Here is a 22,587-nt window from a genome sequence, read left to right as displayed (position 1 = left end):
TTTAAATAATTGTTGTATGGCTATTTTAAAAGTAGTGGTATTTCAATAATGCCTAACTGTTGTTTTGTTGCATAAGATAAATCCGAAATATTCTCATAAACCCAATCAATAAAATCAGAACCAACCATAACTCTAATGTTGTTTTGAGAAGCTAGATCCAATGATGAATCAGTCATATCTGCTGTAGTTATAAACCACTTTTGGTATTCCATATCCTCAAAATCGTTGAAAGCCATCAATTGCTTAAGTCCGTGACTACCTGATATATTTGCATGGTGTTTAACTTGTATCAGTAAATTAGATTCCGAAAAACGGTCTACTCGACTTGCGATAATATCTATATCAGAGATATCAGAAGATTGATTTTTAGGTTGAATAGTTGCCGTATAACCTTCAATAACAAGAAGCTCTTTAACCAGTTGTTCTAGTCCATTTCCACCAGCAGACAACCAGGTTGTTCCAGATGTTATAGAGTCAAGAAGATCTTTTTTAAATTTTTGCTCTGCTTCTGATATTTTCTCTAGCAGGTATGTTTCTTGTTTATATGCACCATTAGATTTTATAGAATCAATGATTCTAGTAATTTCTTCTTAAAATCAGTCAGGTTTGTATTTGACTTTCTTACTTTTAGACGACTTTCAAAGCCTTGGGTGAGGGATTTTCTAGGTATTCGTAGAATATGCCCATTATTAGTTCTAAAGAAATTTACTGAAATAAGATTGCAGGCTTTAGCCTTGGCCAGGTTTTGATCAAAGGATTTTTTACCATTTACGATACCAATGGCAATTGCTTTGGATAATGGTACGACAACAATATCTCCAGTAGTTAAGTTAAAAAATCTTTTTATACTATTGGAATGTCTACCAATACCATTGGTATATTCTTCATTAATTTTGGCAATTACATCAGTGGCATTTTCATATTTTGAAAAATTTACTTTAGTCCAACCGTATCCAATATGATCTTTTTCTAGCACAGACATTGGACTTCTAATCATTATTACTTTCATTAATTTCCCCTTTTTTTAAATATGTAGGACTTACGCACTGTTATTTATAGACTCTCTGTGGTAGCAGATGATTTTTATCGAGAATAAAGTCATCAATGAAGTTTTTGATCATTGGTCTAAATAATTTCTTCTGCCAATGATATACATTTTCAAAGATCCCCTCAAACTGGTTCTTTTGTATCTCGACGTAGGCCATCAAGGCTGAAAAAATATGATTCAAAATCAGTTTAGATCGTCTTACTTGAAACTTTTCAATATGACAAACCTGTTTAATCACTCGGTGATATTGTTCTATTTTCCAATGACTTGAATGTAATTCATGAAAACCCTCAAAGGACAATAAATCATCTTCATCTTGATGCACAATATAAAACCTCTGCTGTTCTTTTAACTGAGTCTTAAATAATTGTACAAAGCCAAAATCTTTGAGCCAGACCACTTGACCCTGATGGAAATCTGGCAATAAACGCAGTTGAAACCATTGTCCTTTTTCTGGGGAAACCTTACGGTTACAGTCGATACCAAACATAAATCGAATACCATGTTTTCTTATGGTTTTTAGATTTGCAGTCGATGAATACCAACTATCACCTGTAATAAATTGAATCTTTGCACCCCAACTAAGTACTTCACTTAACATATCCATAAAGTAATCATTCTTGGTTTTACCCTCAGATTTGTCATAAATTCGGAAATTAATTGGAATATTTTGACCATTCTGATCTGTCGCATACAAGGTAATGAGATTAATACCCTTGACGGATCGGTGGTGTTTGCCTGACCAAAAATAGCTAACTAAGTCCATATGTTGACTATATGGTTTATCTAAAACAGTATCATCAATACTGACTATAAGTTTATTATTATCAATATGTTGAATTGCTTCTTGATATAGGTCGTGAGGTGTGTAGTCTTCACGCTCTAGAAAGCGATTTACACTATCATGCGAGATATTATAAGTCTCGGCAAGTTGTGTGCAGCTAATAGAGTTCGGTTCTGTCATGAGAAAGCCCATATAAATGGGTAATGTACAAGTTGCTGTAGAAGCATGTTTAGTTCGTCTGATCACAGATACTTTATAAACTATTTTAATACTTTTTTGAATCCGTCAATGCGTAAGTCCTAATATGATTATGTAATTATCTGTGATTTATAGTAAAGTACGAATTTATCTACTACGTCAATTGATGTCGTTAGGTTTTGAAAAGAATATTGGATAAGACAAAACCCTGTACGCTTTTTCTTACACCAATTCCAGTGAATGGCGCATTTTCATACACTAGAAAATTGCCTATTATGAACCCATCAGGAACAGGAAGTTCCAGAACATAAAACAAAAATGATAAGTTCAGGCATCAGGACGTGAGGTAGGACAGGAGTTATACCTAAAGTGCGAAATACAAAAAAGCCCGACAGGATGTCGGGCTTTTTTACATTTGGTACAACGTGGGTAGCTCTTTATATCATACGATATAAACGTTCTTTCGGAAAAACTGCGGTAAAGGTGGAACCCTCATTTTCCTTCGAGCTGATTTCCAGATATGCGCCATGTTGCATCAGCACATGTTTGACAATGGCGAGGCCCAGACCTGTTCCGCCTGTCTGGCGGCTACGTGCGCTGTCCACCCGATAGAAACGTTCGGTGAGGCGAGGCAGGTGTTTGGGGTTAATACCAATACCAGTGTCCTGCACTGTAAAGTAGGCGTGATCACCATCTTCATGCCAGCCAATGGTGATAATGCCACCTTTAGGGGTGTATTTAATGGCATTGGTAATCAGGTTGCTGAATGCACTGGCAATTTCCATATCTGAACCGATGAGGTCACAGTGGCTATCAATATCCAGATTCAGGGTATGACCATAATCCAGATTATAGGCACGGGCATCATCGAAGATCTGGTTCATTAAATTGGCCATATCAATAATCTGATTTTTTGCCACTTTCTTATTATTTTCTAAATTGGAGAGTAATAATAAATCGTTGACCAATGCATTCATCCGCTTGGTTTGTGACTGCATTTGGGTAAAGGCACGTTTCCAGCGTGGGGTAATGTCATCCTGATCGGTAAAGGTTTCGATATAGCCACTGAGCACGGTCAATGGCGTTCGTAGTTCATGTGAGATGTTATCGACAAAGTCCTTACGCATTTGTTCAAGATTGTGCATGCGGGTAATGTCATAGGCGACCAGCAACCGACTTTCACCCCCAAAACGGGTCAGTTTCACCTGTACATAATGTTCTTCATCCATTTTGACTTGTAGACGAATGCCATCGGGTGCCTGATCACTATGCTTGAAATATTCAATAAAGTTGGGTTGGCGTAAAATCGCCAGCAAGTTACGCCCTCGGTCCAATGGGCTAATCCCCAGTAATTTTTCCGCAGCGGGATTCCACCATTCAATTTGATGCTGGTCATCAATCAAGACCACTGCCTCAGCCAACGCCACCAGAGATGATTGGGCGCGGTCGATCAGTCCGACCATTTCCGCCTGAACAATACGTTCCTGACGCTGGGCACGGTAGACATTGAACAGCAATGCACCCCAGATACCATTGAGGTTGGGTGGCACATCGTAGGGGCGATTGGAAATCCAGTCATTGACCAGATAAAGCGAGCGTAGCTGGAGGGCAAAAAAAACCACGAACGCGATAAAAACACAGCTCCAGAAGTATCCGACCCCGAATCCAATCAAGCTTGCAATCAATAAGAAAAACAGCAGCAGCCTTAAATCCTGTTTTGCAAACGTCCATAAACTGCTGTAGCGAAAATGCTGGTGTTCACGTGCCAGTTCAGGCACGGGATAGGGTTCATACATAAAGGATTTTAACCTGCTGCCAAATCAGCGCGTGTAGAGAAACGATAGCCTGTACCGCGTACCGTCTGTACAAAACGATCCACCCCAAATGGTTCCAGCACCTTGCGCAGGCGACGGATATGCACATCGATGGTGCGGTCCTCAATATAGACATTACCCCCCCAGACCTGATCCAGCAATTGGGCACGGGTATAGGCACGTTCAGGATGGGTCATAAAGAATGCCAACAAGCGGTACTCAGTCGGGCCCATCTCAAGGATACTGTTTCCAAAACTAACTCGCTGGCTGACAGGATCAAGCATCAGGCCGTTGGCATCAATCACTTTTTCACCGCTGAGCGCATTGGCACGGCGCAACACCGCCTTGATGCGTGACACCAGTTCACGGGTGGAGAATGGTTTGGTCATGTAGTCATCCGCACCTGCATCGAGACCCTGTACCTTATGGTCTTCCTCCCCACGAGCCGTTAGCATAATGACTGGGATTTCTGCCAGATTTTCATCACGTTTCAGGCGACGGCACAAATCCACACCGCTGACTCCCCCTGGAAGCATCCAGTCCAGCAAAATAAGTGCGGGGCGCTGATCAACGATGATCTGGTGCGCCTGTTTGGCATCTTCCGCCTGTAGACACTGGAAGCCCGCCATATCCAGAGAGGTATGGATCATTTCGCGGATTGGTAGCTCATCATCGACAATTAAAATATAGTCATCTTTCACAGCGCAATACCCTTAAATATGGTTTTTTAGTTATGACAGGCTTATTACAAAGATTAATTATGACAATATCATTGCAAAAGAGCTGATAAAGTCGAATTTAGCAATAAATTGTGACAGTTTTGGGGCAGAGCAGTGACCAAATGATGACAGTTAAACGATCAATAAAGCCATGCAATTCATTTGCTTAACTCTACCTCGGTTTTAGGGCTGTATCTGTCATAAAACTGTAAAACGACTTTAATTTTTTTTGGCTGTGGTCTCGATAAAGGACTGGAACACTGCACAGCAGGCCGCCAAAACATCCTCCAGTGGCTGCTTAAAGCCCTCGGAAACCCAACGGATAATGATATGCGTGACATAGCCATTCAGCCCTGTTGCCATTAAAGACACTCCTTCAGCACTCTGTGGGGCATTGGGCATGGTGATCATCACGAAGCCCTGAATAATACGGTCAAACTGGGTCAGGGTTTCCTGAATGGTGGCCTGGTTATGTAAATCCTGCACCAGCATGGCATCAATATAAATGATCCGTGCCATGCGTGGATCATCCTTAATGGTACTGAGTAAGGCGGACAATCCCGCCGTGACCATGTTGTTCGGTTCAGGCGCAGCCATGAGTACCGCCTGGGTCAGGCAGGTCTGCATTTTCTCAATCATTTTCAGGAAAACCGTCTGAAATAGTTCCTCACTTTTCTTAAATGATTCATAGAAATAGCGTTCAGTCAGCTTGGCTTCATTACAGACATCCTTAACCGTCACGGAGAAGAATCCCTGTGTGCCATACGTGGCAATGCCTGCCTCAATTAGTTTTTCACGGCGTGCTTGCTTGCGCTCAGTCAAGGAGAGACCCTTGAACTGACGTTCTTTACTATCAGTCGTATTTTTCTTGCGTATCGATCGATCTTGAGTTGCCATTGAGAAAACCGTTCCTTAATAAAAAGTCTTTAAATCATGTAGATCATGGTTATCTGTATTTCAACAATGTTGTGCTGACCTGGCATAACCAAATTTTGAAAATCCATCTTGTCTCTTTTAACCATGTTCGGCCATAAAATGTAAATAGGCCTATTATGACATGTAAGGTGTTGGTTATTGCCATTTGTCTTAAAGGTCCATTGTACTATATTGACAACATGTATTGTCAAAATTATATTGGTTACAGCTTAAACTGCACATGATAACGCATGATTGGGGCGAACTATGTGCATCTCATTCATAGGGTCTGTTGGCATTTCACAGACCCTTATACAAAGGATAGGCAATGAAAAACTTTAAAAATAAAGTCGCGGCGATCACAGGTGCAGGTTCTGGGATTGGGCAGCAACTCGCAGTTTTATTGGCTAAACAGGGCTGCCATTTGTCATTGAGTGACATCAATGAAAAGGGACTGGCGCAAACTGTTGAGCTGGTAAAACAATATCCAGTGACTGTAACCACCAAGGTGCTTGATGTTTCAAACCGTGATGCGGTGAAACAGTGGGCGCAGGAAACGGTACATGATCATGGTGCAGTAAATATGATCTTCAACAACGCGGGTGTGGCTTTGGGCTCAACTGTGGAAGGTGCAAGCTATGAAGATCTGGAATGGATCGTAGGTATCAACTTCTGGGGCGTGGTTTACGGCACCAAGGAATTCTTGCCATTCATTAAGCAAACCAAAGATGGTCATATCATCAATATCTCCAGTATTTTTGGTCTAACCTCGCAGCCAACACAGTCTGCCTATAACGCAACCAAGTTCGCGGTACGTGGTTTTACTGAATCATTGCGTCAGGAGCTTGATATTGAAAAGAGTGGCGTAAGTTCTCTTTGTGTACACCCAGGTGGTATACGCACCAATATCGCAAAAGCAGCGAAGATGAATGACAGCCTGAAGAGTCTGGGCATGGACCCGAACAAGTCCATCAAGCAGTTTGACAAGTTCCTGCGTACTCCACCAGAAGAGGCGGCACGTCAAATTCTTAATGCGGTATTGAAAGACAAACGCCGTCTGCTGATTGGTACAGATGCGCGCGTTGTGGATACATTCCAGCGTTTATTCCCAACGGGTTATCAACGTCTTGCAGCGATTGCAACGAAAATGATGTAAGTTTCAAGCATAAAAAAGCCATTCTTAAAGAATGGCTTTTTTATTTGAGGATCAAAGAAATTTTTAAATAAGGACTTTGATCTTGGTTTTCTTCCAAACGAACTGATAATAAGAGGCTTGTAATACACATAAGCAGACAAAAGAAAGTGCGTAAGCCGTCCAAATGCCCGTTAAGCCCCATAACGAACTAAACCAATAGGCACAAGGAACTTCAATTAAAATAATGGTCAGAATATTGATCATCATTGGGACATTCACTGTACCACTAGCCCGCATGATTGATGCAAAAATCGCGCTAGCCCCAAAGAATAAAACAGCCCACAGTACAATAAACAACAGTTGCTGCCCAAGCTCAATCACGCTGTGATCGGTAATAAACAGCGCCATTAAATATTTGGAAAATAAGTAAGCCAAAGTGATCAAACTGCCAGTAAATATGACATTCATTCCTAAAGCCGTTCGGGTGACTTTGGCCAGTAAATCGGGCTTGCCAGCACCAATCGCCTGTGCGGCAAAAATAGAAGCCGCAATTGAAATGGATAGCGCTGGAAACTGGATATAGTTCAGCACCTGATTGACTGCTCCATAAGCCGCAGTGGCATGTGCACCATAATGATTAACCAAACCAATAATGACTAAGCCTGCCAATGAAGTTGTCACCATTTGGATGCCTGTTGGGATACCAAGCTTTAGGATTAGTTTACTTAATGTTGCATCATGGCGAATGCTTTGCAAAAGTCGCGCATCTATTTTCAGTGGATGGTTTTTATAATTGAGATAAAACCCTAGAAAAATCAATACGGCTGCATAACCCAGAATGGTTGCGATGGCTGGTGCAACAATCCCGAGGGCGGGAAAGCCAAAATAGCCTTTTAGCAACACAGGCGTAACCGCCAGACCAATCAGGCTGGTTAGGCTCAATGCGATCAGCGGTGTCACACTGTCGCCGACACCGCGAAGAATTGAGGTGTAGATAATATAGACAAATAACAGTGGGCTACCTGCCAGCATCCATTGCACATAGGGTAGCGACAGGTGCATGACCTTGGCATCTGTACCCAGCAATTTCAACATGGGCTCAGCCATCATCACGCCTAAAACCGCAATCACACTCCCGCCAATCAGGGTCATGAACAGGGTTGAACCAATCACACAGCGCACTTTCTCAAGATTCTGTGCACCCCAGGCCTGTCCCACCAACACGGTTGTTCCCGCCGAGATCCCAATCACAAAGGCAAGCAGAAAGAACAGGATTGGAAAGAACACTGAAACTGCGGCAATGGCATCCACGCCCATCATTTGCCCAACAAAGATGGTATTAATCGTTCCCGACAGGTTCTGCAAAATATTGGTAGCAATCAAGGGAACCAGAAAGACAAAAAAGGTTTTCCAGAGGTTTGGCTGCATCACCAGAGGTTGGTGTGGTGTCATTCAGTTTGCTTCATCCTGAAACATCTATTTTTTCACCATACCATCATCAGTCAGGTGGAAGTCATGATTGTTCGGTTTATTTTTTTGTTGATCAGCAACGCACCAGAATTTCACCTGCATGTTGCAGCGTTTGGTCGGTTTTGGCAAAGCAGAAACGAATCAGGCGTAGTGATTCGGGCGCTTGTTGATAAAAAACGGAAATAGGAATCGCGACGATTTTATGCTGTTCCGCTAAAAACTGGCACATTTCAATGTCATTCAGGTCAGGACGGATTGCACTGTAGTCCAGACTTTGGAAATAAGTACCTTGCGATGGAATCAATTTAAAACGTGAGTTTTCAATCTGGGCATTAAACAGGTCGCGTTTCGCCTGATAAAAGTCGGGAAGCTCCTGAATATGCTCAGGATGCTGTTGCATATAATCAGCGAGCGCAATCTGGCAAGGTGTGGTGCCGCAGAAGTTGGCAAACTGGTAAATCTGGCGAAACAGGCGCATCAGGTTGGCTGAGGCAACGCAATAGCCCGTTTTCCAGCCCGTCACATGATAACTTTTGCCAAAAGAGCCAATTACATAACTACGCTCACGCAGTTCTGGAAACTGTAGCGCGCTGTAGTGTTTCCGCCCATCAAACACCAGATGTTCATACACCTCATCAGACAGCACCACAATATTTTTATCTTGAATGAGTTCAATCAACTGCCGCCAGTCCTGTTCCGACCAGATGGCACCCGTTGGGTTATGCGGCGTATTGACAATGATCATGCGGGTTTTTGCATTGATACAATCTTTAACTTTTTGCCAATTCACCTGAAATGTTGGTGCTTCTAAATGAATATGAACGGATTTCCCCCCTGCCAGTTGTACTGCAGGGGCATAGCTGTCATAGCTCGGGTCAAAAATAATCACTTCATCACCTGCATGAATACAGGCCTGAATAGCACAGAAAATTGCGATGGTTGCGCCTGGGGTAATGGTGATCTCAGTGATGGGATCAAGCTGTAGCTGGTCACGCTGTAGAAATTGCTGCGCCAGTTGCTCACGTAATGCCAGTAGACCATCACCCGCAGAGTATTGATTGTATCCTGACTGGGTGGCCTGACAGAGGGCTTCAATCAGGGCAGGCGGTGCTGGGAAATCGGGAAAGCCCTGTGACAGGTTTAGGGCATTGAGCCGTTGTGCAAGTTCAGTCATCACGCTAAAAATGGTCACGCCTTGGCTTGGGAGTTTTGACTGAAGCTGCAACATTGTTTTTTAACCTGATTGACGTTTTGTTTTGCAGTGATTGTATAGTAAATGTTGAGGTTTGCCGTTAATTGACTGAAAAATGTGGCTTAGGTCAGTAAAAACAGGTAATTGTGTCTGAAAAAAAAACAATAGTGACGGAATTGGTCATTTTTTATTGAAAATTGTCTAAAAAATTTGTTGTTTTTCATGATGATACGCTATTTTAGTTGCTGCTGTAAAGCGCTATAATTTCTATCGAGCGGTTCAATTAAATACCAATTATAGTGAAATGGGACATCAGGCAATGGACAGTTTCGATTTAAAAATACGCTATCCGCATCATATTGATCTCAATGATGTGGAGCAGTTTGGGACTTTGAATACCATTGGGATATTGACCAGATTTGACCGAATGGGCTGGAAACAGCAGTTAAGCTGCTGGTTGCAACTGGATGGTGCCAGTCCGACCTTTACCATCACAGATGAGAAGACCCAACGGACCATAGAAATTGTATTGAATACCTACGGATCATCTCAGGAACTTAACTTTATCATCAAGACAGACATTCCTGTAGTTGTTGCTAAAAAACAAATATTTGGGTTGATTACGCTTCAGGCGAAAGAGACGGTTCAGTTTAAGCAGCTTTCTCTGGTACAGGTCAAAACCTACCTCACTGCGTTCCTAAAGCAGGACACCGATGCACTGGTTCGATATTACCAGCAAAGCAAGCAACAACTGGCGCAATCTGCATAACGATGAGGAGTAAATCCCCTATCGTTATATTGCTATTTATAAAACATTTTCAACAATGGCACGAATCACACCCAGTGCCAAGCCAATAAATGCCCCGACAATCACGCCATTGACGCGAATCATGTGTAAGTCACCACCGACCTCACTTTCGATTTTGGCAATCATTTCCCGTGAATCCCACTCGTGGATACGTTCGCTGATATAACGGATGATCTTGTCGCTATATTGTTCGCTAAAGTTGGTTGCCAAACCGACCATTTTCTCATTCAGAACCTGACGCACTTTTTCATTCTGAACCAGGCTTTCGCCCAATTGTTGTAATGCCGCCTGTAAATTGCTGGCAATACCTGAATCTGCCTGCATCAAGTCGGTTTTGACCGCATCACAGAGAATGGCAATTGCACCACTGATAAAGTTCAGCACCTGTGGACTGTCCAGCACATCATCCTTGCTCTGATTTAAGCGCTTGCTGGCTTCACTGTTGCTGTCCGCAAGCTGCAACATCAGATTATGCGTGGTGGTTTCAATGTCCTGCCGCCACGGATGTTCAGGATTAGCCAGCATGGACTCAACCTTTTCAATCAGTGAGTCAATGGTGCGCTGCTGCACATCAATGCCAATCCAGCTTGCGCCTTTGGCAAGTTTCCAGACACCGAGTTCCTGAAACAGTTTGCGTGACAGGTTGCGTGCCTGTTCAGGATGCGACACAATCCATTGATGGGCCAGATCAAGGCCACGCTGTAGCACATCCTGATGGAAGTCATTTTCCAGAACGGCACGTAACATTTCGCTGGCTAATTTATTGATTTTGGTACTGCGTACCCATTGCACACTATTGTTTTGCACAAAGTGGGCAATTTGATCTTGGCTCACAAATTCAAAAATTTTCGGTACAGTATGTTGAATCATCTGTACGACTTGCTGGTTATTTTGAGGGGTAGCTAGCCATTGACCGACGGCCAAACTGAGGTCGGCATTTTTTAAACTGCGTTCAACAATTTGAGGAGATAAAAAGTTTTCTTGTACAAAACGACCCATTGATTCTGCAATTCGAGCCTTATTCCGTGGAATGATTTCGGTATGGTCACGCAATAGTTTGGGTAAAGGCATTTTTCCAAAAGGATTACGGAAAAGCACAGTGACAGCGTACCAATCAGCTAGCCCACCAACTACACCTGCTTCCGCACCTAACATAAAAATATGAATGACCCATTTATATTCAGGTAAAAAATGCGCCGCGACCATTAAGCCAATCCATGCTATAACCGCAATGATCAATGCCATAGTGGCGAAGTACTTACTTTTTTGCAGGCTCGGTACGTGAATTTCTTCGACTGAATTCATTGAGTCATCCTTATCAATTTACTTTTTGCTTTGAGATGGCGCAGGGGGCTGCAACACGTCTCCTGTTGGACTCAATCCGTATTTTTGCCCTAATGATTGCAAAATGAGGTGCGCATCAAATGCGTCAGGCGATTGCTGCTGAGTCTGAAAACACTCAATAGTATACGACACTTGGATTGGATCAAGATTGACCACTTGAGGCATATCATAGAATGGATCAGGCCAAAAGGCAGGATGTCGGCGATAATAACCATATGGGTAATAAGAGGGTGTCGGATAAATCACAGCTTGGCGTTGTGTCTTGTGACGTGCATTACTTGGATCATCAACAACGGTAAAATAACGGAAACCGTTTTTGACAGTGGTTTGTGCCGCCTTTAACAACGTTATCTCCTCGGCTGTACCATAACTCAAATTACGATCAGCCTGAAAACCCACACGGTAAGTTTTGTTATTTAATGGATAAGCGGTGAACTGTCCAAGTTGGTCGAATGTTCTGGGTTGTGATGGGACACTGGCACAGCCTGTAAATGTCAGTGCGACAAGGAGCGGTGTGCACATCAATAAGGTTTTCATAGGCAATTCCTGTTTTTCAGCGTCTGGGAAGATGGTCCTAAAAGCTACTGTTCGGTTGGGTTAAAAATTCAAGTTCCTCTGCGCTTGAGCTTCGCCCTAAAATCGCATTGCGATGTGGATAGCGCCCAAAACGGTCAATAATCACTTTATGCTTTTTTTCAAAGCTCAAATTAATTTCGTTCCCTAAACGTTGGAACAGTTTTAAAGCAAACTCATGCATTAATTTAGATTCACTATGCATAAATGGCATATATAAAAATGAGCGATGATCAGGGCTGAGCTGGGCATCCAGTTGCAGGCTAATCGCCTCCTGCGCCAGCATCAGTGCCATGCTGTCATGGGCAAAAGCCTGTGGCTGGTCGCGATACAGGTTTCGGGAGAATTGATCCAGCACAATGATTTCTGCCAAGCGTCCCTCGGCGGTCTTGCGCCATGACCACAGTTCAGCCTGTATAGCCTGATGATGAATTGCTTGAAAACGCTCACGAATTTTTGCATCAAATTCATCACTTTTGGCGAACCAGAGTGAACGGTGGTCAGGATCAAACCAGAAATCAAGAATGTCTTGGGCTTGCATGGGTGGATATCCATCGGAAGATTTATTTTTAATAAAATCACAATTTCAGCGTGTTTTATATAATCGGATTGTGTTAAAAATTGCCAAGCTAAACCAATACAATCAGGTGACTAGGCCATAATTGTCGTTATAATTGGCTGAGTCGAAAGGATTGCTATTATTCAAATCCAATCTACTCGACAAAGTCGTTGCCATTTCGTTGGTCGGCTGATCTTGAACAAGCGAGCATATAATATGAATCAACCCAGCACACTTTCCGCCTCTGTGATACCAACGTGGGTAGATGCCTCGCTATTCAAGGGGATGCTGCGTGGTATAGAGCGTGAAAGTCTGCGTATGCAAAGCAATGGATTTTTATCACAAAAAAATCATCCAAAAGCTTTAGGCTCGGCACTGACCCATCCACATATCACCACAGATTATTCCGAAGCGTTGATGGAGTTTATCACCAACCCACAAACTAGCATTGCCGCCGCGTTAAATGAACTCAGGGATATTCATAGCGTGGTACATCAGCAGCTAGAAGATGGTGAGCGTCTATGGCCACTGTCCATGCCGTGTATGTTGGATGATAATGAAGAAAATATCCGATTAGCACAGTACGGCACTTCTAATATTGGCCGCTTTAAAACCTTATACCGCCGTGGTTTGGGTGTGCGCTATGGTCGCCGTATGCAGACCATTTCAGGGGTGCACTACAATTTATCTTTTCCTGATCAATTATTTGTAGTATTGCAGCAACATGAAAGCAATCCAGAATTAAAGCAGCTCAGTCCGCAAGATTACCGTAGTCACCGCTATTTTGGCCTGATTCGGAACTTTATCCGACTTACCCCATTGGTTATGTATCTTTTAGGGGCAAGCCCATCGGTTTGTCGTTGCTTTTTAACAGGGCGTGAGCATCACTTGCAGCCTTTGGTTAAAGGAACATTATATTTACCAGAAGCCACTGCATTACGCATGGGGCGCTTGGGATACCAGAATTCAGCGCAAAAAGAATTAGGTATTCATTACAACGATCTACACGATTATCTTGAGGGATTACAAAAAGCGGTGCATACCCCTTATCCTGAATTTACCAATTTAGGTCTGGATGATGAGAATGGTGAACCGATTCAGATCAATGACCATGTGCTGCAAATTGAAAATGAATACTACAGTCTAGTTCGCCCAAAGCAAGTACCACAAGCGGGTGAAACTCCATCACAAGCATTGAAGAATCGTGGTGTTGGATATGTAGAATTACGTGCTGTAGATGTGAACCCTTATAGTGCGATTGGAATTGATGAAATTTCAGCGGGTTTTCTTGAAAGTTTAGCATTGTATTGTTTATTAAATGACAGTCCTGATTTGTTTGCAGAAGAGCAAGAGCAAATTGATCATAATCAAACTGAAGTGGTTAATCGTGGACGTGCAGTAGATGCTAAAATTATAGAAGGTGAAACAATAGTTTCACTTCATGATTGGGCTCAGCGTCATTTAAATGCGATTCAAGACTGCGCTATTTTGTTAGATCAAATGGATGGTTCACAGTTATATTCTGAGGCAATCCAAGTGATGCAGCAGCGTTTAGATCATGTTGACAATACGCTTTCCGCGCATGTGATTAAAGATACTTTGGATCATGGTGGGACATGGAGCTTTGGGAGTGTTATGGCTCAACAACATGTCAATCGTTATGAGCAACATCAGCTGAGTGCAGAAAGACAACAATATTTTGCAGAATTAGCGCAAACATCGTTGCAAAAACAGGTGCAACTTGAACAAGATAACGACATCAGCTTCGAACAATATCTTGCACAATACCGTTAAAATTTTAGAGGACTTCTCATGCGATGGACTTACCGCTTAGTTAGTGCATTACTGGTACTAACGAGTATTATTGGTATCTCGTTTGCGTTGTATTTAGAACATGTGCAAGGTTTAGAGCCTTGTCCACTATGTATTTTCCAACGTATTGGCTTAATTGGAATGGGATTGATTGCCTTAGTCGCATTTATTCATAATCCGATTTCAAACGCCTTTAAACGTTTTTATGCACTATTAGCGACTTTATCCATCGGTTGGTCAGTCGGCGTGGCATCTCGCCATGTTTGGCTACAGCATTTACCACCCGACAAGGTGCCAAGTTGTGGTCCAGGTCTGGACTATCTAGTGGATGCCCTGCCAATGAAAGCGGTGTTTAGGGAAGTGCTTTCAGGATCGGGTGAATGTGCTGCAATTGACTGGACTTTCCTGGGACAGTCATTGCCTGTCTGGTCTTTGCTCTATTTCAGCCTTATTCTGTTGATCTGTTTATGGCAACTGTTTAGAAATTATCGTGCAGCTTAATTGACATCCTCCCCGACCTAAAGGACGGGGATTCCTACTGCTAGATGGCAATGTCCTGCCACGAAACAGATACTATAGTTCTCTGCTTCTTATTCCAATGTAGTCCTACCTTTCGGATTGCAAAGAGTGCACGGATTACAATGGGGAAAACTGTTTTTTTCGTGTTGTATCAGTCTGCTAACTAAAAATATACAACGTAATTATCATAGCACATGGATTACTAGATTCAAATGTTTTTAGCAATCCTAGCTAATCCCCACAAGGGGGACTAGCGGATTGCAGCCTTATATCCTCGGGCTAAACCCCGAGGTTTTACGGCTATTCGGATAAAAGAAGCTCGGCTTTGGCCGAGCTTTTTACTTTAAGTCTCAACAATGCCGTCTAAATCATCGAAAGTATAATTATGTTGCATATTCACCATATGTGTTTGAACGCCTTCTTCAATCACTTCACCCACTTCAGGATATAACCAGCGGGTAATCTGCTCCGCAACACTGGAATGATACTGAATTTCAAAGTGATTCAGTCCATAAAACACAGCTTTATGCGTTTCTGGTAATTTAAGCTGGAAACGAGGGTTTGGATGCTCTCCCAAAGCACTCTTGACACTGACCATTGAATCTCCAATCAGCTTGAGTGCCTTGTTGCGCAACTTCTCAAATTCTAAAGTACCTGCGATTAAGAAGGTATTGATATGAGAGGGTAATGGCGCAGGTTTGCGGTTGTCGTCTGCAAACCCGATACGTGCGTCATTATGTTCCCAGTCGTCATCACGGACACTGCCATAGCGCAGATCCAGAATACCGTTACTACGGATATTGACCAACTGACCAATCAGGTTAATAAAAGGAAATGCACCAAGTTTGTCCTGCAATACAAAACCGAAACGCTCAAGCGCTGCACCATGGTGAGGTGAACCAATACAAACCAGATTCTCAACCATATGAACCCATTGATACAGGTTCTGTTTGCCATAGAACAGCGCGCTGCGTGAAACCAGCCCACCCATACTGTGGCCAATCAGGTCGATACTGGTGATGCGTGGATTGCGTTGCACCAGATCTTCAAGCGTATCGGCAAAACTATGGCCATTAGCGGAAATGCGTCGTCCTGTATTGTAGTTCAGGTACAGCATGGTGTTGTTGTCACGCTGTGCCAATAACCGTTCACCGATACCGCCATAACGCTGATTTGACCAGGTTAAATGGTTCATGCACAGACCGTGGGTCAAAATCACCACACGCCCAGTTAACTCACCTTGCTGTAGTGATCCATAATGGTCATACAGCACCATCGGCAAAGCCATTGGATTATGCTGCTTAAGGAAAAAATCCCCAAAAATCCCATTTAGCGCCCCCACCACAAAATGTAGGGTCGGGGTCAGTGGTTTGTCATGTAGGACAGGGAATCGTTCAATGATGCGGCGCAGACTTGGTGCAAGAAAACAGCGACCATATTTCTGGATGGCATCATAGGAAAAATGATAAAACTTTTGTAATTGTGGAAGTTTTTGTAAATTTCTGGCTTTTTGTGCACTTAAACCGAGTGTCGTCCGTAACACTTCAGTTTGTACCAACTGCACCAATTCATGAACCCCACTTAAACTGGTACTCACAAGTTGTGCGAAACCTTCCAAAACATCTGCCTGACTTGGGGGTGTACGGTCCCACTTACAGTAGGTTTCATGCAGAGGTGTTAAACTTGGCATATTAATTTCCCCATCCTTTTGTATATACCGAAGGTTTGATGTTATTCAGTTTAATACTGTTTAGATAAACTACAACAAACGCTTACATCTTATTTGTTTCATAAGTAATTTTTTTAGAATACTGATGAACGGAGTGCACTATCGTTTTTTATGTCAGACAATATCAAGCTTAAATGTAATTTATATTGTTATTTGATTAACTGTTGTGATTAATAATGTGATTTATTCCACTATAAGTCAAGCTGGTGTCTATTTTGGTGCATATGCAAATTATCTATCTACATGGTTTCCGTAGTAGCCCCATGTCAAAAAAAGGGCAGCAATTGAGTCAATATTGTGCAAATCACGATCAGTTTCAAGTGCATTTGCCCGATCTGAATCGATCTCCCGATAAGGTGCTGCAAAAAATCTCTGGGTTGATCGAAAGTCTACCACGTGACCAAGTGGTGTTGGTTGGAAGTAGCTTAGGGGGATTTTATGCGACATATTTTGTCGCTAAATATGCTTGTCCTGCTGTACTGATTAATCCAGCCATGCAACCATGGCAACTGTTTAAGGATTTGTTTGGGATTGAGCAAATTCCACTCAAGGTGACTGAATCATGGACACTTGATACTGACCAATTGCAGCAACTACAATCCATTGCCAACACCAGACTCAATCATGCTGATAAAATTCTTGTGCTGTTGCAACAAGACGATGAAGTCTTGGATTATCGCCAGGCACAACGTTATTATAGTGCGGCGCAGCCATCATCGTTGATTTTAACTGACATGGATGGCAATCATGCAATGGATGATTTTGAAGAAAAACTACCCTTAATCCTCGAATTTTTATCGGCAACCCTCTAATAAGGAAGTCAGACCCAGTGACACAATACACGGCACAATCCCTTGAAGTTCTTTCTGGTTTAGACCCAGTTCGTCGTCGTCCAGGCATGTACACCGATACCTCGCGTCCAAACCATTTGGCGCAAGAGGTGATTGATAATGCAGTGGATGAAGCACTTGCAGGACATGCCAATCAAATTTGTGTCACCGTATATGAAGATGGTTCATTGTCAGTCGAAGATAATGGACGAGGTATGCCAGTCGATATTCATCCTGAATATGGACAAAGTGGTATCGAAATTATTTTGACCAAATTACATGCAGGCGGAAAGTTCAGTACCGATAACTACCAATTTTCTGGCGGTCTGCATGGTGTAGGTATTTCCGTGGTCAATGCCTTATCCACACGGGTTGAGGTGGCGGTACAACGTCAGGGCAATCTGTATCAGATGGTGTTTGAGCAGGGTGAACCTGTGGCACCTTTATCGGTACTAGAGGGGAAAGTGGCAAAACGTGCCACAGGCACAACCGTTCGCTTTTGGCCTGAAGCCAAGTATTTTGACAGTCCAAAATTTGCACTAAAAGCATTGAAGCATAATTTAAAAGCCAAAGCCGTTTTAGCGGCAGGTTTAAAAATTATTTATGACGATAAAATTAATAACGAAAAAATTGAATGGCAGTTTGAAAATGGTCTGGTTGACTATTTAATGGATGAACTTGAGGATCGAGAGATTCTACCTGATCCTGCTTTTGTCAGTAGTGGACAAGCAGAAAGAGCCGTGTGTGAATTTGCAATTTGCTGGAATGTTGAGGGCGGTGAACAGATTCAAGAAAGTTATGTCAACTTGATTCCAACTGCGCAAGGGGGTACGCATGTCAATGGATTGCGTTCAGGGGTCACGGAGGCGTTACGAGAGTTCTGCGAATTACGTAATTTATTACCACGTAATATGAAACTTTCGGCAGAAGATGTCTGGGATGGTGTCAATTTTATTCTATCGCTGAAATTCCAAGAACCTCAATTTTCAGGACAAACCAAAGAACGTCTATCGAGCCGTGAAGCTTCGAATATTGTGCTCAATATTGCCAAAGATGCGTTTGCTTTATGGTTAAACCAACATGCTGAGATCGCAACTCAATTAGCTGAAATGGCAATTGCCAAAGCAGGTCGTCGTTTAAAAGCAGCTAAGAAAGTCGAACGTAAAAAGATCGTCTCTGGTCCTGCGTTACCTGGAAAACTGGCTGATTGTGTGGGTTTAACGCGTGAAGACAGCGAATTATTTATTGTCGAAGGGGATTCGGCAGGTGGAAGTGCTAAACAAGCGCGTGACAAGAACTTCCAAGCGATTATGCCGATTCGAGGAAAAATTCTAAATACATGGGAAGTATCTTCGGATGAGGTGCTCGCTTCTCAAGAGGTACATGATATTGCGATTGCCATAGGGGTTGATCCAGGCAGTGATGATTTGTCTGAACTACGTTATGGCAAAATCTGTATTCTTGCCGACGCAGACTCGGATGGTCTACATATCGCGACATTACTCTGTGCCTTGTTTGTGAAGCATTTCCCGACTTTAGTTGAAGATGGTCATTTGTTTGTTGCAATGCCACCACTATATCGTATTGATATTGGTAAAGATGTTTATTATGCGTTGGATGATAGTGAACTCGAAAGCATTTTGAAAAAAGTGAAAGGCAATAAAAATCCGCAAATCACTCGATTTAAAGGATTGGGTGAGATGAATGCGAGTCAATTGCGTGAAACCACGATGGATCCCAATACCCGCCGTTTAGTCCAACTCGATTTGGATGATGCGCATTTTACCGCAGGATTATTAGATAAATTGCTGGCAAAAAAACGTTCGAGTGATCGTAAGCATTGGTTAGAGCAAAAAGGTAATTTAGCGGATATAGTTGTTTAATTCTTTTTAATTGAAAGATTAAAAGCCAAGCTCATGCTTGGCTTTTCTTTATCTAGGGTCTAGCCATATTTAGGATAAATTAATCTGCATCATTTTAGTTCATCCCGTTCTTTTTGTATGCAATGTTGTATACAAGATTGGATTCTTATTTATCTTATCTTATAAATATTAAAATAAAACAATGATTTAAATTGTTGGCATAGAAATTGAATAACTCCACTCAGTAAAAATCACAATATCCATGTGTGGGGAGAAACAAGATGCAAAATAAATTATCAATGTCCGTTCTTATGGCAGCCATGATGGGGGTAGGACTGGTCGGTTGTTCAAAACCAGCAGAAAAAACAGAACAAACAAAAACTGAAACGAAAGCTGCACCTGCAGCAAGCGGTGACACGATTAAAGTGGGGATTTTACATTCACTCTCAGGCACGATGGCGATTTCTGAGACTTCCCTGAAAGATACGGCATTGATGACTATTAATGAAATCAATGCCAATGGTGGTGTACTCGGTAAAAAATTAGAACCTGTTATCGTTGATCCAGCATCAGATTGGCCGTTATTTGCTGAAAAAGCACGTCAGTTAATTACTCAGGACAAAGTTGCCGTTATTTTCGGTTGCTGGACATCAGTATCACGTAAGTCGGTTCTTCCTGTGGTTGAAGAGTTGAATGGTTTACTGTTCTATCCAGTGCAATATGAAGGTCAGGAACAATCAAAAAATATTTTCTATACAGGTGCAGCACCGAATCAACAAGCGATTCCTGCAGTTGAGTATTTGATGGGAGAAGAGGGCGGTAAAGCACAACGTTTTGTTTTACTCGGTACGGATTATGTCTATCCACGTACCACCAACAAAATCTTACGTGCATTCTTAAAGTCTAAAGGGATTGCCGATGCAGACATCATGGAAGAATACACACCGTTTGGTCATAGCAACTATCAAACCATCGTTTCCAATATTAAGAAATTCTCTGCGGGTAAAAAGACTGCGGTGATCTCCACTATCAATGGCGACTCCAATGTTCCTTTCTATCGTGAGTTGGGTAATCAGGGTATTAAAGCTTCCGATATTCCAGTGATGGCATTCTCGGTGGGTGAAGAAGAATTGCGTGGTATCGACACCAAACCATTGGTGGGGCATTTGGCGGCATGGAACTATTTCATGTCAGTTAAAAATCCGAAAAATACCGAGTTTGTAAATAAATTCAAACAATATGCAGTGGAGTACAAGCTTCCAAATGCCGACAAAGTTGTGACCAACGATCCGATGGAAGCGACCTATGTAGGCATCAATATGTGGAAACAAGCGGTTGAAAAAGCAGGTTCTACAGAGGTTGATAAAGTTCGTGATGCAATGGCAGGTCAAACTTTCGCAGCACCATCGGGTTATACCCTCAAAATGGATGAAACCAATCACCATTTACATAAACCTGTGATGATTGGGCAAATTCGTGGTGATGGGCAATTTGATGTGGTTTATAAAACGCCTCAAACCATCAAGGCTGAGCCTTGGAGCCCATATATTCCTAAATAATTTTCCTATGCAACCTGCTGTTTTGGCAGCAGGTTTTTCTTGGTTTTATTTCTGATTGATTGGTTTAAATAGAAAATATAAGGGGAGTCTTATGGCGAAACACTATGTTTTGGCAATGCTCTGCATCATGGCACAGATCATGTTTAATCCTGCATGGGCAGAAGTTACTTCACCAACAATTGTGACGTCTACAACTTCTCAGGATGCCATCCAGACTTTTGTTAAATCTGACTTTGCTACTCGTCGCGCCATGTTGAATCAATGGCCAGCCAGTATTGAGCAACTGGATCAATTGGTCGCGTATATTGATCAAAATGAGTTATATACCGATAGTTCAGGTCATACTTACATTTTAAAAAACGATGAAAAATTATTAAGTTATCCACAATTGCAAGCCATCGACACTTGGCCCTCAGATTTATCTCAAGTGACGCTGGTCAATACCTTGCGTAAGGCACTGAACTTTGGACAAGCCAAAGTTAAATTGAATTCTGATGATGCATCACAACGTTTAGCCGCTGTTGATATTTTAGAAAATAACTTGGATGAGCTTGATGTCGCAACGATCAAACAACTCTATCTCAATGAAAAAAGTGAAAGTGTTAAAGCCCGTTTAGCACAACTGAAAGCTCGTTTAGATTTTAATAGTTCAGATGAATTCATCAAGATCGAAGCAGTAAAAGTTTTGGCGGATTCAAATCGTCCAGATGTATATGCTTTAATCACACAAAGCTTAGAGCAACCGCAGAGCAATCCAGCACTCAAGACGGCTCTGGTTGAAGCACAAAATAAAATTAAAACCCGTTTGCAAATCAGTGAGTGGTCAGGGCATGTATTTTCGGGTCTCAGTACCGCAAGTATTTTACTTTTAGCAGCGCTTGGTCTTGCGATCACTTATGGTTTGCTTGGTGTCATCAATATGGCACATGGTGAACTCATCATGATCGGTGCTTATACCACTTACGTCATTCAAAGTTTTTTTAAAACGCACTTTGCAGGCTTAGTCGATTGGTATTTATTGGCTGCGATTCCTGCTGCATTTCTGGTGAGTGCGCTGATCGGCATGTTGATTGAACGTACTGTGATTCGTCCGCTTTATGGTCGCCAATTGGAAACATTATTGGCAACCTTTGGGGTGAGCTTAATCTTGATGCAATCGGTTCGGATGATCTTTGGCGCACAGAATGTTGAAGTGTCGAATGTCGCATGGCTCAGTGGTGGTATTGCCCTGACGCCAAGCCTGATGTTGCCGTATAACCGTATTGCGATTATTGGTTTTACTGTGGCGGTGTTACTGCTACTCGTTTTCTTATTAAACAAAACCCGTTTCGGATTATTTGTCCGTGCTGTGACACAAAACCGTCAAATGGCGCGTGCCGTGGGCATTCGATCTGCACGTATCGACATGATGGCATTTGGTTTAGGTTCTGGCTTAGCTGGATTGGCAGGTTGTGCGTTAGCACAAGTAGGGAATGTCGGGCCTGACCTCGGACAAAACTACATTATTGATGCCTTCCTTGTCGTTGTCGTCGGTGGTGTGGGTCAAGTATGGGGGGCAGTACTTGCAGCCTTAGGTTTAGGGATTAGCGGTACAGTTTTGGAGATTGGTCTAGGTGCAGTTTTAGCAAAAATTATTCTCTTGGTTCTTGTGATTTTGTTTATCCAAAAGCGTCCACAAGGTTTGTTTGCCATCAAAGGTCGTTTCGTGGAGTAAGCC

20 protein-coding genes are annotated in these 22,587 nt (G+C 42.5%); 8 read left to right on the top strand and 12 right to left on the bottom strand.

Annotation, left to right across the window (positions count from 1 at the left end):
• Positions 1 to 20: 20 nt before the first annotated feature.
• From F988_RS15520 to F988_RS13395, 6 genes are all read right to left on the bottom strand, one after another.
• Positions 21 to 449 carry a restriction endonuclease gene (locus F988_RS15520; RefSeq protein WP_004683604.1) on the bottom strand — a complete coding sequence of 143 codons (429 nt, stop codon included), beginning with the start codon at positions 447 to 449 and terminating at the stop codon, positions 21 to 23.
• Positions 450 to 559: 110 nt separating this feature from the next.
• Positions 560 to 1,009, bottom strand: a complete 450-nt coding sequence (locus F988_RS15515; protein WP_004683603.1) for a hypothetical protein — start codon at positions 1,007 to 1,009, stop codon at positions 560 to 562.
• 40 nt (positions 1,010 to 1,049) lie between these two features.
• Positions 1,050 to 2,078 carry an IS701 family transposase gene (locus tag F988_RS13410; protein WP_081399038.1) on the bottom strand — a complete coding sequence of 343 codons (1,029 nt, stop codon included), beginning with the start codon at positions 2,076 to 2,078 and terminating at the stop codon, positions 1,050 to 1,052.
• A 389-nt stretch (positions 2,079 to 2,467) separates the two neighbouring features.
• The gene (gene phoR / locus F988_RS13405; RefSeq protein WP_004683602.1) at positions 2,468 to 3,826 is read right to left on the bottom strand and encodes a phosphate regulon sensor histidine kinase PhoR; all 1,359 of its coding nucleotides are present in this window, start codon (positions 3,824 to 3,826) and stop codon (positions 2,468 to 2,470) included.
• A gap of 8 nt (positions 3,827 to 3,834) precedes the next feature.
• A complete protein-coding gene (phoB, locus tag F988_RS13400) occupies positions 3,835 to 4,545 on the bottom strand; it encodes a phosphate regulon transcriptional regulator PhoB (protein ID WP_004679100.1) in 711 nt (236 codons plus the stop codon).
• A gap of 237 nt (positions 4,546 to 4,782) precedes the next feature.
• On the bottom strand, positions 4,783 to 5,460 hold the full coding sequence (locus F988_RS13395; RefSeq protein ID WP_004683600.1) for a TetR/AcrR family transcriptional regulator: 678 nt from the start codon (positions 5,458 to 5,460) through the stop codon (positions 4,783 to 4,785).
• Between the two features lie 346 nt (positions 5,461 to 5,806).
• Here F988_RS13395 and F988_RS13390 point away from each other — a divergent pair, with 346 nt between their 5' ends.
• Positions 5,807 to 6,634, top strand: a complete 828-nt coding sequence (locus tag F988_RS13390) for an SDR family NAD(P)-dependent oxidoreductase (protein ID WP_004683598.1) — start codon at positions 5,807 to 5,809, stop codon at positions 6,632 to 6,634.
• Between the two features lie 63 nt (positions 6,635 to 6,697).
• Here F988_RS13390 and F988_RS13385 read toward each other — a convergent pair whose 3' ends face one another.
• The gene (locus F988_RS13385; protein ID WP_004683597.1) at positions 6,698 to 8,065 is read right to left on the bottom strand and encodes an MATE family efflux transporter; all 1,368 of its coding nucleotides are present in this window, start codon (positions 8,063 to 8,065) and stop codon (positions 6,698 to 6,700) included.
• 91 nt (positions 8,066 to 8,156) lie between these two features.
• Entirely contained in the window at positions 8,157 to 9,311 is a 1,155-nt protein-coding gene (locus tag F988_RS13380; protein ID WP_004683595.1) for a pyridoxal phosphate-dependent aminotransferase, read from the bottom strand.
• Between the two features lie 283 nt (positions 9,312 to 9,594).
• Here F988_RS13380 and F988_RS13375 point away from each other — a divergent pair, with 283 nt between their 5' ends.
• Positions 9,595 to 10,044 carry a hypothetical protein gene (locus tag F988_RS13375; RefSeq protein ID WP_004683594.1) on the top strand — a complete coding sequence of 150 codons (450 nt, stop codon included), beginning with the start codon at positions 9,595 to 9,597 and terminating at the stop codon, positions 10,042 to 10,044.
• A 36-nt stretch (positions 10,045 to 10,080) separates the two neighbouring features.
• On the opposite strand, the gene F988_RS13370 is transcribed toward F988_RS13375, so the two are convergent.
• The 3 genes from F988_RS13370 to F988_RS13360 are packed head-to-tail and all read right to left on the bottom strand — an operon-like array spanning position 10,081 to position 12,541.
• Positions 10,081 to 11,388, bottom strand: coding sequence for a DUF445 domain-containing protein (locus tag F988_RS13370; RefSeq protein ID WP_004683592.1), 1,308 nt, complete (start codon positions 11,386 to 11,388; stop codon positions 10,081 to 10,083).
• Between the two features lie 18 nt (positions 11,389 to 11,406).
• Positions 11,407 to 11,964 (bottom strand): CC0125/CC1285 family lipoprotein, encoded by a 558-nt coding sequence (locus F988_RS13365; RefSeq protein ID WP_004683590.1) that lies wholly within the window; start codon positions 11,962 to 11,964, stop codon positions 11,407 to 11,409.
• Between the two features lie 37 nt (positions 11,965 to 12,001).
• Positions 12,002 to 12,541 (bottom strand): DUF924 family protein, encoded by a 540-nt coding sequence (locus F988_RS13360; RefSeq protein WP_004683589.1) that lies wholly within the window; start codon positions 12,539 to 12,541, stop codon positions 12,002 to 12,004.
• Positions 12,542 to 12,775: 234 nt separating this feature from the next.
• Here F988_RS13360 and gshA point away from each other — a divergent pair, with 234 nt between their 5' ends.
• On the top strand, positions 12,776 to 14,353 hold the full coding sequence (gene gshA / locus F988_RS13355) for a glutamate--cysteine ligase (protein ID WP_004683588.1): 1,578 nt from the start codon (positions 12,776 to 12,778) through the stop codon (positions 14,351 to 14,353).
• A gap of 18 nt (positions 14,354 to 14,371) precedes the next feature.
• Positions 14,372 to 14,872, top strand: coding sequence for a disulfide bond formation protein B (locus tag F988_RS13350; RefSeq protein ID WP_004683586.1), 501 nt, complete (start codon positions 14,372 to 14,374; stop codon positions 14,870 to 14,872).
• Positions 14,873 to 15,233: 361 nt separating this feature from the next.
• Here the strand turns inward: F988_RS13350 and F988_RS13345 are convergent, their stop codons facing one another.
• Complete coding sequence (locus tag F988_RS13345; RefSeq protein WP_004683584.1) at positions 15,234 to 16,580, bottom strand: PGAP1-like alpha/beta domain-containing protein; 1,347 nt, start codon at positions 16,578 to 16,580, stop codon at positions 15,234 to 15,236.
• Positions 16,581 to 16,843: 263 nt separating this feature from the next.
• On the opposite strand from F988_RS13345, the gene F988_RS13340 reads away from it, so the two are divergent.
• The 4 genes from F988_RS13340 (at position 16,844) to urtB (ending at position 22,584) form a co-directional block, all read left to right on the top strand.
• Complete coding sequence (locus tag F988_RS13340) at positions 16,844 to 17,431, top strand: YqiA/YcfP family alpha/beta fold hydrolase (RefSeq protein WP_004683583.1); 588 nt, start codon at positions 16,844 to 16,846, stop codon at positions 17,429 to 17,431.
• 17 nt (positions 17,432 to 17,448) lie between these two features.
• Entirely contained in the window at positions 17,449 to 19,332 is a 1,884-nt protein-coding gene (parE, locus tag F988_RS13335) for a DNA topoisomerase IV subunit B (RefSeq protein WP_004683582.1), read from the top strand.
• Between the two features lie 260 nt (positions 19,333 to 19,592).
• Positions 19,593 to 20,870 (top strand): urea ABC transporter substrate-binding protein, encoded by a 1,278-nt coding sequence (gene urtA / locus F988_RS13330; RefSeq protein WP_004683581.1) that lies wholly within the window; start codon positions 19,593 to 19,595, stop codon positions 20,868 to 20,870.
• Between the two features lie 91 nt (positions 20,871 to 20,961).
• Positions 20,962 to 22,584, top strand: coding sequence for an urea ABC transporter permease subunit UrtB (urtB, locus tag F988_RS13325; RefSeq protein WP_004683579.1), 1,623 nt, complete (start codon positions 20,962 to 20,964; stop codon positions 22,582 to 22,584).
• Positions 22,585 to 22,587: the final 3 nt, after the last annotated feature.

This window comes from Acinetobacter parvus DSM 16617 = CIP 108168 (genome assembly GCF_000368025.1).
Lineage (GTDB): Bacteria > Pseudomonadota > Gammaproteobacteria > Pseudomonadales > Moraxellaceae > Acinetobacter > Acinetobacter parvus.
The sequence above is the reverse complement of the archived record's forward strand: the minus strand, read 5'-3'. Positions and strand labels throughout refer to the sequence as shown.

Excerpts from the sequence above, each read along its gene's own strand:
- F988_RS15515 (WP_004683603.1), bottom strand. The coding sequence starts at position 1,009 with ATGAAAGTAATAATGATTAGAAGTCCAATGTCTGTGCTAGAAAAAGAT.
- phoR (WP_004683602.1), bottom strand. The coding sequence starts at position 3,826 with ATGTATGAACCCTATCCCGTGCCTGAACTGGCACGTGAACACCAGCAT.
- F988_RS13395 (WP_004683600.1), bottom strand. The coding sequence starts at position 5,460 with ATGGCAACTCAAGATCGATCGATACGCAAGAAAAATACGACTGATAGT.
- F988_RS13390 (WP_004683598.1), top strand. The coding sequence starts at position 5,807 with ATGAAAAACTTTAAAAATAAAGTCGCGGCGATCACAGGTGCAGGTTCT.
- F988_RS13385 (WP_004683597.1), bottom strand. The coding sequence starts at position 8,065 with ATGACACCACACCAACCTCTGGTGATGCAGCCAAACCTCTGGAAAACC.
- F988_RS13380 (WP_004683595.1), bottom strand. The coding sequence starts at position 9,311 with ATGTTGCAGCTTCAGTCAAAACTCCCAAGCCAAGGCGTGACCATTTTT.
- F988_RS13375 (WP_004683594.1), top strand. The coding sequence starts at position 9,595 with ATGGACAGTTTCGATTTAAAAATACGCTATCCGCATCATATTGATCTC.
- F988_RS13370 (WP_004683592.1), bottom strand. The coding sequence starts at position 11,388 with ATGAATTCAGTCGAAGAAATTCACGTACCGAGCCTGCAAAAAAGTAAG.
- F988_RS13365 (WP_004683590.1), bottom strand. The coding sequence starts at position 11,964 with ATGAAAACCTTATTGATGTGCACACCGCTCCTTGTCGCACTGACATTT.
- F988_RS13360 (WP_004683589.1), bottom strand. The coding sequence starts at position 12,541 with ATGCAAGCCCAAGACATTCTTGATTTCTGGTTTGATCCTGACCACCGT.
- gshA (WP_004683588.1), top strand. The coding sequence starts at position 12,776 with ATGAATCAACCCAGCACACTTTCCGCCTCTGTGATACCAACGTGGGTA.
- F988_RS13350 (WP_004683586.1), top strand. The coding sequence starts at position 14,372 with ATGCGATGGACTTACCGCTTAGTTAGTGCATTACTGGTACTAACGAGT.
- F988_RS13345 (WP_004683584.1), bottom strand. The coding sequence starts at position 16,580 with ATGCCAAGTTTAACACCTCTGCATGAAACCTACTGTAAGTGGGACCGT.
- F988_RS13340 (WP_004683583.1), top strand. The coding sequence starts at position 16,844 with ATGCAAATTATCTATCTACATGGTTTCCGTAGTAGCCCCATGTCAAAA.
- urtA (WP_004683581.1), top strand. The coding sequence starts at position 19,593 with ATGCAAAATAAATTATCAATGTCCGTTCTTATGGCAGCCATGATGGGG.
- urtB (WP_004683579.1), top strand. The coding sequence starts at position 20,962 with ATGGCGAAACACTATGTTTTGGCAATGCTCTGCATCATGGCACAGATC.